Source organism: Clostridium sp. MF28 (genome assembly GCF_002969175.1).
GTDB lineage: Bacteria > Bacillota > Clostridia > Clostridiales > Clostridiaceae > Clostridium > Clostridium beijerinckii.
This window is the reverse complement of record NZ_CP014331.1, coordinates 5,657,828-5,672,380: the sequence shown is the minus strand read 5'-3', so window position 1 is coordinate 5,672,380 and position 14,553 is coordinate 5,657,828. Positions and strand designations below refer to the sequence as shown.

Here is a 14,553-nt window from a genome sequence, read left to right as displayed (position 1 = left end):
CTTGCCTTTAATTATTAAAAATGCAAATTTTATCTGATGCCATATAATCTCCGTCATTATAATATGCAGCTCTTGCTCTGCAGCCTCCACAACTTTTTTTATCTTTACAACTGTTACAAGTTCCTTTATATTCTTGAGTTCTTAGGTTATTGAGTAATTCACTATTTTTCCATATTTCATCAAATGGGATTTCTCTTATATTACCAGCCACTTCTGTTAAATAAGCACAAGCCTGAACATCTCCTTTTGGATTAATAATACAATAGCTTGTTCCTGCAATACATCCACGTTTAAATCTACTATTTACACCTAAATCTTCTGCAATTCTAACAAATTGTGGAGCACAAGTTGGCTTTATTTCTATGTTTACTTCACTTTGCTTTTTCATTATTGACGTTAATAACTCTTCATACTCTTTTGAACTTAATAATTCATCTTCTATATCTTTTCCTCTTCCTGTAGGTACAAGGAAGAATATATGATGAGCTGCTGCTCCCATAGCTACTGAAAAATCAGTCAAACTAATTATCTCATTTTTATTCCAATCCATGACAGTTGTATGAATTTGAAATCTAATTCCTAAATCTCTACAATTTTTCATTGCATAAATGGTATCTCTAAAAGCTTCATTATTTCCTCTAAATTTATTATGTTTTTTTGAATCAAGACTTATGCCTATTGCAGAAATACCAGCAGCTTTTAATTTTTCTGCCATTTCCCTTGAAATAAGGGTGCCATTTGTTCCAAGGACAGGTCTTAAGCCAGCTTTGGATGCATAATTTATTAATTCAAAAATATCCTCTCTCATTAATGGTTCTCCACCAGAGAATATCATTATTTTAAAATTAGCTTTTGCAATTTGATCTATAAGTAACTTTGCTTCTTCTGTATTTAATTCACCTTGACTTTCTTTGCCTGAATCTCTATAACAATGACTGCACTTTAAATTGCATTTATTTGTAGTATTCCATGATATTATCATTTGCATTCACTCACCTTTACATAAAATCTCATATACTCTTTTGTATTTCTTATTTCATAATATTAATTTCATCATCTGTAAGATAGCAAGCAGGATCCTCTGCCCAAAAATCATTATGTACAGCTTCAGCTCTAGTTCTGAAATTGCCATTACAAACATTTAACCATTTACAAGAAGAACATCTACCCTTTAATAATTTTTTTCTATTTCTAAGACCATTTAATATTTCATTTTCAGAATTTCTCCATATAGATCCGAATTTTTCTTCTTTCACATTTCCAAAAGTATGTTGCCAAGTAAATTGATCTGGATGAACATTTCCAAAAAAGTCTACATTAGCAAAAGCCATTCCTGATCTATTTCCACCATTAGTCTTTAAAAGTTTTAATATGTTATCTGATTTATCTTTAAATTTCTCTAATGACTTTAAATATGTATAAACGGCATCTGCATGATTATCAACTGTAAGTATCTCAACACTTGGACCAAATTCTATTGCCTTACTTATGATTAAGTCTAGAGCTTGTCTTGTTTCTTCCTTAGAAATATCTTCATCTACCATTTTACTTCCTCTTCCCGAATATGCTAAATGATAGAAACACACTCTAGGTATCTTTTCTTCTTTTATTAGCTTAAATATATCTTCCAATTCTTTATAATTGTTTTTATTTATAGTAAACCTAAGACCTACTTTTTGATCAACTTCAATGCAATTTCTTATTCCTCTTAAAGCACTGTCAAAAGCACCACTAACACCTCTAAACGCATCATGATTTGATCCTATACCATCAAGGCTTACACCTACATATCCAAGATTTATTTTCTTTAAAGATTTGCAAACATCTTTATCTAAAAGAGTCCCATTAGTAGATATCGTACTTCTTATTTTTCTTTGACTTGCATAATCTAATAATTCCAAAATGTTTTCCTTCATCAGAGGCTCTCCCCCAGAAAACAATAATGCTGGTACGTTAAAATCTTTTAAATCGTCTATGAACTTTTTTGATTCATCTAACGTAAGCTCGTCATCATATCTTTTATTATCTGAACTTGCATAACAGTGTTTACATTTTAAATTACAAGTTTTTGTACAGTTCCAAGCAACTACAGGTCCTCTTCCTGGACTAACTCCATACTTTTCTATGGCTGCGCCTTCTACATACCTTAAGCTATCTCCATAATTATCAGAATTACATAAAAGTTTAGTTATACTTATCATTTTCAAATCTCCTTACATCATTGATTCTCGTTATGATCTAAGCAATTTTTTAAATTCATAAACAAAAACAAATCTAAATTTTTTTACATGGACAGAGCTATCTTAAAATCAAAACCATAGAGATAATTACTCTCTATGGCTTCAATTAATTATGCTTCATTATACCACGAATTGTTAATGCAGTAAAACAATGCTATTCTAAAATACGGCACCTTATACCATCGAGAATATCCGAATCTGTAGCATAAAATACCGCCAATACTTTTGTAATTGGCGGTATCAAATATTTTTATTTTTTCACTGTTGCTTAACACAAAGCAGTTCATAGTGTGACAGCCCACTTTTATGGACTAGTATAAAATTTATTTTTAAATAACTAATTCTTGTACTACTTTTCCACCTTCAATATGTTCTTCCACAATTCTTTCTACATCTTCAACTTTTACATTTCCATACCAAGTTCCTTCAGGATATACAACTACTATAGGACCTTTGTTGCAAACACCCAAACACCCTGTATTAGTTACCATTACTTCATTTATTAAATCCCTATCTTCAACTTCTTCCATAAACTTTTGCACAACCTTTACTGAATCTTTAGAATAGCACATTCCTTTTTGCATTCCATTAACTCTACAACTTGCACAAACAAAAATGTGATGTTTAATATCAATCATTTCACTCATCTCCTATTTTCATTAAATATTTATACTTTGATGTATATTCCATACCAGAAAGAAGAGGTACTCTTTTGTAACCACAAGGGTCATAATATGTAGTGTTGCATTGATAATATGGCTGTAGGATTTCTTAAGCAGAAGTTGTTCCATTTGAGCTTGTGAAGTGAGAGTCCAAAATTTTATTTTGGATTCTCGAACTTCCTCAGCGAATGAAATGAGTCGAGCTTCCTTAGGAAAGCTGGAGCATGCTCAAATGGGTGCAACTTCTGCTTCTAGAAATCCACAGCCATATTATCTAGCAACCGAAACAACAGAGTACCTGTTCTTTCGTTGGATATCACATTAAGCTCTTAGCATTTCTTCAACTTCAGTTCCTTTTAATATAGCTTCTGCTGCTTTTTCAACAGCTGTTTCAATGGTTTCACATGTCATAAAAACTTCTATATTCATACTTTTAAATTTTCTTTTTGGTTCATCACCAATTCTAAGACAAAGTACTCCATTGCAGTCTGAAACAACTTTTGAAAGCTTAGCAAACTTATCTTCCTCTTCCTCACAAACTTCTTTACCATTACAATATTTTTCAACATTTCTTTTTTCCAAATATCTTGGCTCTCCATTTTTATATTCATAGATATAAAATTCAGATGCATGTCCAAAATGCATGTCCACGCCTATTCCACTTTTTGATGCAATAGCAAACTTTAGTGGTTTTTCTTCTGTAACTTCCTTTACATTTGATGGCTTATTAAATTTTTGAGATTGATCATCTCCAAGTAAACCAATAGCATCTGCCCTACATTGCTTACAATGATACATCTGCTCAATATGCTCTCCACATTTTTTTCTTAAATCCATTATCTCTTTATTACTTGTAAGCGGCATATTTTCAAAGACACTTCCTTTTACAGGAATCATTTGCATTATATTTGTTATTCCTGCTCCAAGTTCCTTTGCTTTTTTTGTTACTTCTTCTATATGATGATCATTGATTCCCTTAAGCATTACTATATTTACCTTAACCATAATTCCTCTATCAGCTAAATACTTAATACCTGATAATTGGTTAGTTAAAAGGATTTGAGCTGCCTCTTCACCAGTATAAGTAACCCCTAAGTAATCTACGAATTTATATACTTTAGCAGTTATTTTAGGATCAATAGCATTCATTGTTACAGTTACATGACTTACTCCTAAATTAATCAGCTCTTGAGCATAAAATGGAAGCATTAATCCGTTTGTTGATAGACAAAATGTAACTTCTGGATCATGTTCTCTTATAAGCTTCAAAGTTTCCCTAACATTATCAAAGTTAGCAAGAGCATCGCCAGGTCCTGCTATTCCAACAACTTTTAAGTTGTCCATTTTTGATTTTACTAGTTTGTATTTAGCAAAAGCTTCTTCTGGAGATAATACTTCAGTTGTTACCCCAGGTCTGCTCTCATTAACACAATCAAATTTTCTTAAACAATAATTGCAGCTAATATTACACTTTGGCGCTATAGGAATGTGCATTCTTGCATACTTGTGAGCTGATGAACAGCTAAAACATGGATGAGTTTTTGTTTTTTCTTCTACTTCTTCTCTGCTGATAATTCTTGCTTCCATCTTTTTCTCCCCCTCAATTGCTATATCTTTATTACTTATTTCAACTTCTTCCTTATAATATTCATTGTATAAATTCTCTCTAAAGGTCATTTCAGTCTTAGCAAGCATAACATTAGTAATTTGATCCCCTAAATTTAAAGATCCTTCATAGCCTATAGATAATATTCTTTGTCCACCGATCCTATCATGAATAGGAAATGACATTCGAATTAATGGAATCTTATGTTTTTCCTCTATTCTTCTTCCATCCGAGCTTCCAATCATTACATTTACCTTTAAATCTAAGGCGAATTTTTCTATTTCCTTAAAGTCTGCCTCATCTATGATTTTGCATTCACCTGCAAATAACTGATTTGAAAGTTCGTCAACTTCTTCCCTTAAGCTTGGTTCAAGTTTTTTACATACATCTCCACTTGCAATAAGTACTGGTACAGCTCCGTTTTCCACAGCTAATCTTGCAGTAGAGTATACAAAATCAGGTTCTCCAAATATAGCAATTCTAGCTTCTGCATTATATTTATGAGAATCAATCATAGCATCTAAATATCTTCCTCTTTGTTTTTTATATTTTTCTGGAATTGGATTCCTGATATTTTAGCTAGCACTTTTAAAAAATTATCAGTATCTCTAAGACCTCTTGGAACATTAATTCTAAAATTCTCAACTCCAAAATTCTCCTCTAAATAAACTCCTACAGAATATTCTTCTTTAATAAATGTGGTTAGTTCAATGGTAGCCTTTGCACCACCCATAAATTTAATTTCGTCTATACTCGTACCATTGCTTGGAAGCCTATTATATTTTTTACTATGAACTCCATCTAAATTCTCCGATAAGTCAGGCAGCAATATATAATCAATTTTAAAATCCTCCAAGATCTCTTTTATCTCCCTCATATCCGCACTACTCATTGGCCCGGCAATAACATTTACTTTTTCATTTTTATCTGTATACATTTCTACATTTTCTACAACTGCCCTTAAAGCTGTAAAATATCCGCCATATTGAGTTCCACCATATCCAGGCGATTGTATTGGTATTAACTTAACTTTACTATCTGGATGTTTTTCATAAAATATCTTTGAAAGTCTTACTACATCCTCTCCTATGGTTTCTGCAAGGCAAGTTGTTGCAATACCTATAACTTCTGGGTTATATAATTTAATTAAATTTTCTAATCCTTTAATTAAATTATTTTCACCACCATAAACAGTTCCTTCTTCAGTTAGTGAAGATGAAGCAATATCTACAGGCTCATTATAGTGTGTTGCCATATGTCTTCTAATATATGTACTACAACCTTGAGAACCATGTAATATAGTCATGCAATTTTTAATTCCATATAAAGCATTGCTAACTCCCATAGGCATACACATTTTGCATGGATTTACGGTTAGATTTACATAACTTTTAGATTCCTTCATTCTCTTCACTCTCCTTTACATACTTCCATACAGGACTATTAATTGAAAGATTAATTTCCTTTGCGAAATTAACAGCTCCTACAAAACCTCCAAGAGGATGCTTTCTTTCATGATTATGGTCACAAAAGGCAACTCCCAATTTATAAGCAAGTGGTCTTTCCTTAACCCCTCCAACTAAAATATCTACATCCTGCTCAATCATAAATTTTTCTAATTCCGAAGGATTTGCATCGTCCAAAACTACTGTTCCATCCCTAACTAGACTATTTATAACTTCATAATCATCTTTCTTTCCAGTTTGTGTTCCAACCATCACTGTATCTATTCCAAGTTCATTAAACTGTTTGATTAAGGAGATTGCTTTAAATCCTCCGCCTACATATATTGCAGCTTTTTTACCTCTAAGATTTTCCTTATATTTTTCTAATATAGGCAATATCTTTTCTTCTTCTTCCTTAACAAAAGCCTTAGCCTTTGCTAACATTTCTTCATCTCCAAATAAGCTTGCTATTCTGAGTAATGAATTTTTTGTATCTTCAAGTCCCACAAAACTTATTTTAACGAAAGGAATGTCCATTTCTGCTTCCATTCTCTTTGCTAAATATGTCATGGAACCAGCACATTGAACAACATTAAAACTTGCGCTGCTAGCTTTGATTAATTTGTCATAGCTGGAATCTCCAGTAATAGTTGATATCACATCTACTCCAATTTTCTTTAGATACTCTTTAACTATCCATATTTCACCAGCTAAATTGAAATCTCCTAACATATTAATTCCTTTTCTCTTAGGGAGAATATTCCTAGAAAATAAATTCATTAGTGCATTACATGCTAATTTATATCCTTTAGATTTATTTCCAGAAAAACCTGGCGACATAACTGGAATGACAGGTACATTATATTTTTCCTCAGCCATTTTACATACTGCCTTAACATCGTCACCTATTACTCCAACAATGCAAGTTGCATAAACGAAAATCAACTTAGGATTATGATTTTCCATTATCCCTTCTATGGCAGCAATTAATTTTTTTTCACCACCAAAAATAACATCTTGTTCACTTAAATCTGTTGAAAAACTATTTCTATATAAATTATCACCACTTGAAAGACTTCCTCTTATATCCCAAGTGTAACTAGCACATCCAATAGGTCCATGAACTATGTGGTATGCATCTGTTATTGGATTTAATACAACTCTTGCTCCACAATATACACACGCTCTTTGACTAACTGATCCTGATACACTATCACCATCGCACTTCATAGATTTTTTATTATGACCTTCTTTAAAGCACACAAAATCTTCTCTTTCTTCAAGAAGTGAATTAGATATCCTTTTTTCCATAATGTCACACACCACCTTTTAAATTTGTAATTATAGATTGAGAATTGAGAATAAAGGATGAAAGTTAACTTAACTTTAAACAATGCACACAATACATTTTTTATAAATTCCTTATAACCAAATTTATTACTCATTCTACATTCTCAATTTTCAATATTAATGAGCATTAAAAGCCCTATTAATAAATAGAGCAATTGACATGTTTTACCCATGTTCAATTGCTCAATCATTGAAATTATTAACTTTTTTGAATTTAACATATCTTTTAAAATCTTAATTGCATCATAGTTGCTTTTTTTATTCAAGATCTTAATTGCAGAAAAGTTCCGTATTGTGGCAAAGCCACTCTTTTTATACGTGCATAGCTGCTTTTTTATTTAAGATCTTAATTGCAGCATAGCTGCTTTTTTTATATGTGTATATATGTTGCAAAACTAATTCGTCATCATAATTCTAAAAATATTGCAAGAATTTTAGCCTCAATTGTGAATTGCAACATATACATATGATTTGGTTTATACTATTTCACACACTCTTTCCAAATAAATAAATTAAAAAACAAATTTAAATTTTAGATATACACCGCACCAGAAATGGTGGGTACTTTCTTAAACAAATAAATCAACATTTACACTTAACTTGCAGTGAAAACTTTATCCAAAATACACATCTTTCCACTAAATACTTATTAAACACTCACTTCACACACTATTTTTAGATAAATAATTTTAAAAATAAATTTAAGTTTTGGAGTATACATTACACCAGAAATGATAGGTACTCTTTTATAACCACAAGGGTCATAATATGCAGTGTTGCATTTAGAATACTAATGTAGGATTTCTTCATTAGAAATTGCCAAAACTTTAAGTTCATATTTTCACTAGAAATCATAAATATATTTGTGGAGAAAACATTTGAAAATGAGCTGTTAAAGGTTCTTAGCTGTAGGTTGTTCCAATTTAGCTTGTCAAACTGAAAGTTGGAGCATGCTAAATTGGATACAACCTGCTGCTTAGAACCTTCAGCGATATTTTCATAGTTTTTCGGAATCAAAATATTTATGATTTCGGTAATTATGCATATTTATCTACATTACTAATTCAAAATCTTCATCTTTTACGTCTCTATCTTGTCTATCCATTAATGCACCAAGCATTAATTCTAATAATCTCATAGCACCTCTATATCCAACATTAGGCATATATGAATGAACATATCTATCTAATACTGGGAATCCAATTCTAACTAGTGGGATATCTTCAGCTCTTGCTATGTATTTACCATGAGTTCCACCCATTAGTAAATCAACAGATTCATTCTTAATTAATTGATGTAATTCAAAAAGATCAGCATCTTGTTTAGCTATGCAGCCTTCAACACCAAATTCATCAAACAATGCTTGCATTTGTTTTTCAAATACATTTGATGGAGTTCCTGTAATTACATACTTAGGAATCATTCCAAGCTCTAATAAGAATTTAGATAAAGCAATTAGCACATCTGGATCTCCATATAAAGCTACTTTCTTTCCATCATAATATGGATGAGAGTCAATCATTATATCAACTAATTGTCCTCTTTCTTCTTCAAGTTCATAAGGAACTTGTTGCTTGCTGAATTTACTTAATTCCATAATTAATTCATCTGTAGAACCAATACCTATTGGCATCTTTAATGTAGAGTATGGAATCTTGAATGATTTTTCAAGAGTAGATGCTCCTGCTTCTGAAGCAAAACTTCCTAGTGCTAATGTTTTTTCGCAGTCACCTAATTCAATAATATCTTGAATCTTTGTACCACCCTTTGGATACATTTCATATTTTCCAGTCATTGGGGCATCTAAAACTCCAGTTGTATCTGGTAACATTGTAAAATCTACACCCATAAGTTTTAATAATCTCTTTACTTCACGCATATCGCCAGGGTTAACGAATCCAGGAATCACGCACATTTTTCCGTTCTTTACTCCAGTTGTTTTAGATAAACCTTTAATAAAGCCAGTAACCATATTAGAGAATCCAGTAATATGTGATCCAACATAACTTGGGGTATTTGCATGTAACACATATTTTCCTTCTGGAATATCTATAGCATCAATAAAACCTTTTAAATCATCACCAATTGTTTCTGATAAACATGTAGTATGAACTGCAATTATTTCTGGATTATACATATCAAAGATATTTTTAACAGCAGTTTTAATATTGCTACCACCACCAAATACGCAAGCACCTTCACTAAATGATGAACTAGTTGCTATAGCTGGTTCTTTGAAATGTCTAGATAAAACTGTTCTATGATATGAGCAACAACCTTGTGAACCATGACTGTGGGGCATACATCCATGAACTCCAAGAGCTGCATACATAGCACCAACAGGTTGACATGTTTTACTAGGATTAATAGTAATCGCTTTTCTTTCCTTAATTTCTTTAGGAGTTAAATCTAACATTATACCTCACCTCCAAATGTTCCTTCTAATATTGATTCAGTTTTCCATGGAGCTACAGTGTATTTCCATGCTGGAGTATATAAACTCATTGTTACATCTCTACCAAAGTTTGCAGCACCCTTAAATCCTGCATAAGGTCCACTATAATCATAAGAGTGCAATTGTCTTGATAATACTCCACCTTTTTGTATTATATATTTATCCTTAATGCCCGAGAAAAACATGTCAAGTTTTAACTTTTTAATAAATTCTTCTGTTTCAAATTCATTTAAGTCATCAACTACAATCGAACCTTTTTTCATGTCACGCATCATACCTGGATAATATTCTAAATTAATGATTTCTTTCTTTAATTCTTCTAATTCTTCATCTGTTTTAACTGGTTTATATTTACCTTCAATTTTTTCTACTTCTAATACTTCGATATTTTTTAAATCCGCATCTTCAATTATAGTTGGTATTACTTCTCTACCTTCATAGTCATCTCTATGTGCAAATTCAAATCCTGCAACTAATGTTTCTACACCTAAATCATTTAATAGCATTTGATAATGGTGAGATCTTGAACCTCCAACATATAAACCTGCCTTTTTACCAGTTAACTTGCTTTTATAATAATCCATATCATCTTTAATATCTTCAAGCTCTTCAGCTATAACAGCCTCTGTTCTTTCTGTGAACTCTGGATCATTAAAGAATTTCGCAATATCTCTTAAAGTTCTAACAGTACAATCAACCCCGATAAAATCAACTTTTATCCATGCAGTACCATATTGAATTTTCATCATTTCTGCGATATAATTAATGGAACGGTGACATTGGACTAGATTTAAATCTGCAGTATGGGCTTTTCTTATATCGTCAATGCTAGCATCACCTGTCATGACTGATATAACTTCATAGCCTATTTTCTTTAGAATTCTTTCTATTTCCCAAGCGTCACCACCTATGTTATATTCACCAAGGATATTAACTGAATGAGTTTTTGGTGTGTAATCTATAGTTCCTATTACAGATTTTATCAGCTTGTTATTTGCAATATGATGTCCTGCTGATTGAGATACACCTTTATATCCTTCACAAGGGAATGATATAACATCAATTCCATACAATTCTTTAGATTCATTTGCAACTGCTGGTAAGTCATCACCTATAAGTCCAACTGGACATGTCGCACATATAAATATTGCTTTTGGATTAAATATATCTACAATTTCTTTTATAGCAGCCTTTAATTTCTTTTCTCCACCAAATACGATATCACTTTCACCTAAATTTGTAGAAAAACAATATTGTATAAAGTTTCCGTCGCCTTTCTGTGGTATTGCTTTATTTCTTCTAGTACCCCATGAATAATATCCACATCCTATCGGTCCATGAGTTAAAAGTACTATATCTTTTAATGGTCCAAGAACAACACCTTTACATCCAGCATAACAACATCCTCTATGTGTCATAACTCCTGGTATAGTTCTTCTATTTGCATCTATTTCTTGAGTTTCCTGCTCAAGTTCAAGCATATGTTTCTTTCTGTTTTTATATACTTTGGCACTATACTTGTCCAAAACACTATCAACTTTACTCATTAACTTCACCTCCACACTTTAAATTGCCTCTTCACCTATTTGTCCATCTCTGACTCTGTATACTTCTTCAACTGGTAATACAAATATCTTTCCATCTCCTGGAGTCCCAGTTGAATTTACACTTATCACGGTATCTACTACTGTTTTTACTTCGTCATCTTTTACTACTAAAGTTATAAATCTTTTAGGTATTAATCTTCCTCTTTCTGATAAATTCTCACCATACGATGTTGGCGGTACTTCACCAGTTTCCATGTAAGCTTCAACTAAAGCTATATCAATTGATTTCTTGCCTCTTCCAAGTACTTTTCTGCAAGTAATGGATGGAAAGCCAGCTTCTGCGAGTGCTTCTTTAGTTTTATTAACTTTATTCAAACGAATAATACACATAACTTCTTTCATAAAGCTATTCCTCCTATTTCAATTTTATAATCCTGATTTCCCACTACTTACAGTGTATACTTCCTCAATCGGTGCAACGAATATTTTTCCATCTCCAAATGCACCTTTTTCTCCTGTTCTAGAATTTCTAATTATTACCTTTATAACATCATCTTTATCTTCATCTTTAACTGCAATTAGAAGCATTTCTTTTGGAAGTTCATCATAATAGATTTCTCCAACTTTGATTCCTTTTTGTTTCCCTCTACCATAAACCGCCATCTTCGTTACTTCTGGGAAGCCAGCATCCAATAATTCTGAAAGCACAGTACTAACCCTTTCTGGTCTTATTATTGCTCGAATCATATACATATCTCTCTATCTCCTTTTATTTAATATTTTGTTTTATATATTTTTCAACTTAAATTTCACATTATAAATAATTGAATTCAAAAAATCCTGAATTGAAAAGTGGTGCTCCAAAAGTGATGCTCCAAATCTTGTATTTGGATAGCAGAACTTTCGCCTTGTGGGAATCTTCTATTTGGTTAGCAAAACTTTCTTTATGAGCTTCAACATTAATCAATAATTGTGAATTGTAAATTAATAATTGTGCTTTTATCTTAGATATCCATTAAACCATATTCCATTAATATTTCTTCTAATCTTTCTTGTTTCATTGGTTTTGGAATAACAAACATTTTATTTTCGTTTATATTCTTAGCCAATGTTCTGTATTCATCTGCTTGATCAGCTTTTGGATCAAATTCTATAACTGTTTGTTTGTGTATCTCAGCTCTTTGAACCATGTTATCTCTTGGTACGAAATGGATAAGTTGACTTCCAAGTTCTTTTGCAAAAGCTTCTAAAAGGTCTAATTCTTTATCAACTTTTCTACTATTACAGATGATTCCACCTAATCTAACTCCACCAGTTTTAGCATATTTTTGAATACCTTTTGAAATATTGTTAGCTGCATATAATGCCATCATTTCTCCAGATGCAACGATGTATATTTCTTGTGCTTTACCTTCTCTGATTGGCATTGCAAAGCCACCACATACAACGTCTCCTAATACATCATAAAATACATAGTCTAAATCAGGTGTATATGCTCCTAATTGTTCAAGCATTCCTATTGAAGTAATAATACCTCTACCTGCACATCCAACTCCTGGTTCTGGTCCGCCTGATTCAACGCATCTTATATTTCCATATCCTGTTTTTAAGATTGCATCTAATTCAATGTCGTCTCCTTCTTCTCTTAAAGTATCTAGAACTGTTTTTTGTGCTAAACCTCCAAGAACTAATCTTGTGGAATCTGCTTTAGGATCACATCCTACGATCATTATATTCTTTCCCATTTCAGCTAAAGCTGAAGTTAAATTTTGTGTGGTTGTAGATTTTCCTATTCCACCCTTTCCATAAATAGCTACTTGTCTCATATTAGTTTCCTCCTCATAATTAAATATATTATATAAGCCCAAATGGGTCATTATAACTTATTTGTATTAATATAACAATAAATTATTTTAAAAAAATAAGCCTAATTTATTTAACTATTAATAGTTATAATAAAATAGACTTCTTTGTCCTTTCATTGTAATAAAAAAAATCTAAGTCGTTAACTTCCTCATTGAGTTAAACACTTAGACTCCATTGCCTTAATGACAGGTTAATATTTTTTTAATTTAAGTTATATTATTTCAAAAAAACTTGTATATAATTACTTTTTTATTAATTTCTTTTTTTCATTTGCTTGTTTTATTTATTGAAACTATAATATCACAAAAAACTGATATTGCAAACTATTTTTTTATTTTCTATAACTTTTCTAATGATAACGATATATTTTTATCAATTTATCAAAATCATTCGTGTTTTGTTAAATTTAATGAGAATTATTTATTTCTATCTCCATTAAGGGTAAAGTGTCTTTCTCCAAATGCTTTTATCTCAAATTTATTTTCTTTAATCTCATATTCATATTGTTTATCTATTATGACCTTATCATCAATAAATTCCACCTTTAAAGTTATCGTATCCAGAACTTCACTGTTAGAATACAATCTAATTTTTTTTGGAGAATGAAAAATCGTGTCACCTTCCGATGTTTTAATTGTAATTGTATTAGTAGATGTGATAAGAGATTTTATGCTTCCATCCTCATAAAATTCTAAAGAATTACTATCCCCATGAATTCCCATTGCATTAACGTCATAAGCTTCGATTTTTCCAATGGGCGTTTTTATATTTGTTGCAATTAATGGCTCACAGGATTTTATTTTTCCACTTTTATATAAAGAGACTCCTATTCTGCCTGCAAAATTATATTCTCCAAGATTTATTTTAATTCTTTCTTTTGGCCACAATGTGATACTTTTAAGTTCTTGTGTTTCATAAAAATGAAGAGACATAATCTTAGCTTCAAATGATGAAAAATCAAAATTAAATTTATAAGCTTTTGCTAATTTATATTCATCATCTTCAGTCCAATACCCTGACAATCTTCCATCCAAAGGAAACAATCTATTTATTTCACCATCTTCATAGAATGTTATTTTTTCAACTTCAAATACACCTATACTAGTATTTATTACTGTCAAATCATTTAATGAAATACTCTTAATATTGCCATTCTTAAATACCTTTACTGGTGGAAATTCTTTTCTTCTTTCATCTACAAATCCATGCAACGGTACTAAATTATAGTCTAAAACTTTTAATTCACTGTATTCTTCCACCTTATACGCTTCTGGTTCCCCAGTGGAATAATACTCAGCAATAATAGCATCATTTAAAATACCATACTTAGTTATTATTTTCTCCATAAATTCGCCTCCTAGTCTATTATTTCTTTCATGTGC

The 14,553-nt window shown here is 31.3% G+C and carries 10 protein-coding genes and 1 pseudogene; all 11 read right to left on the bottom strand.

Features of this window, described 5'->3' with window-relative positions:
- Nucleotides 1-7 precede the first annotated feature (7 nt).
- Nucleotides 8-982 (bottom strand): putative heme d1 biosynthesis radical SAM protein NirJ2, encoded by a 975-nt coding sequence (nirJ2, locus tag AXY43_RS25075; RefSeq protein ID WP_105412531.1) that lies wholly within the window; start codon nucleotides 980-982, stop codon nucleotides 8-10.
- Nucleotides 983-1,031: 49 nt separating this feature from the next.
- Nucleotides 1,032-2,201, bottom strand: coding sequence for a putative heme d1 biosynthesis radical SAM protein NirJ1 (nirJ1, locus tag AXY43_RS25070; protein WP_039773840.1), 1,170 nt, complete (start codon nucleotides 2,199-2,201; stop codon nucleotides 1,032-1,034).
- Between the two features lie 368 nt (nucleotides 2,202-2,569).
- Nucleotides 2,570-2,878 carry a 2Fe-2S ferredoxin gene (locus tag AXY43_RS25065; RefSeq protein WP_012058237.1) on the bottom strand — a complete coding sequence of 103 codons (309 nt, stop codon included), beginning with the start codon at nucleotides 2,876-2,878 and terminating at the stop codon, nucleotides 2,570-2,572.
- Nucleotides 2,879-3,223: 345 nt separating this feature from the next.
- Nucleotides 3,224-5,913, bottom strand: a pseudogene (gene nifB, locus AXY43_RS25060) (nitrogenase cofactor biosynthesis protein NifB).
- Complete coding sequence (gene nifE, locus AXY43_RS25055) at nucleotides 5,900-7,264, bottom strand: nitrogenase iron-molybdenum cofactor biosynthesis protein NifE (protein WP_039773842.1); 1,365 nt, start codon at nucleotides 7,262-7,264, stop codon at nucleotides 5,900-5,902. Before nifE ends, nifB begins: the two are co-directional and overlap by 14 nt.
- Nucleotides 7,265-8,354: 1,090 nt before the next feature.
- Nucleotides 8,355-9,719 carry a nitrogenase molybdenum-iron protein subunit beta gene (gene nifK, locus AXY43_RS25050; RefSeq protein ID WP_012058234.1) on the bottom strand — a complete coding sequence of 455 codons (1,365 nt, stop codon included), beginning with the start codon at nucleotides 9,717-9,719 and terminating at the stop codon, nucleotides 8,355-8,357.
- On the bottom strand, nucleotides 9,719-11,305 hold the full coding sequence (locus AXY43_RS25045; RefSeq protein ID WP_105412341.1) for a nitrogenase component I subunit alpha: 1,587 nt from the start codon (nucleotides 11,303-11,305) through the stop codon (nucleotides 9,719-9,721). The genes nifK and AXY43_RS25045 overlap by 1 nt, the downstream gene beginning before the upstream one ends.
- 18 nt (nucleotides 11,306-11,323) lie before the next feature.
- Nucleotides 11,324-11,707 (bottom strand): P-II family nitrogen regulator, encoded by a 384-nt coding sequence (locus AXY43_RS25040; RefSeq protein ID WP_012058232.1) that lies wholly within the window; start codon nucleotides 11,705-11,707, stop codon nucleotides 11,324-11,326.
- Nucleotides 11,708-11,731: 24 nt separating this feature from the next.
- Complete coding sequence (locus tag AXY43_RS25035) at nucleotides 11,732-12,058, bottom strand: P-II family nitrogen regulator (protein WP_023976171.1); 327 nt, start codon at nucleotides 12,056-12,058, stop codon at nucleotides 11,732-11,734.
- A 251-nt stretch (nucleotides 12,059-12,309) separates the two neighbouring features.
- Nucleotides 12,310-13,131, bottom strand: coding sequence for a nitrogenase iron protein (gene nifH, locus AXY43_RS25030; RefSeq protein WP_012058230.1), 822 nt, complete (start codon nucleotides 13,129-13,131; stop codon nucleotides 12,310-12,312).
- Between the two features lie 456 nt (nucleotides 13,132-13,587).
- Nucleotides 13,588-14,517 carry a hypothetical protein gene (locus tag AXY43_RS25025; RefSeq protein WP_242976457.1) on the bottom strand — a complete coding sequence of 310 codons (930 nt, stop codon included), beginning with the start codon at nucleotides 14,515-14,517 and terminating at the stop codon, nucleotides 13,588-13,590.
- Nucleotides 14,518-14,553 lie beyond the last annotated feature (36 nt).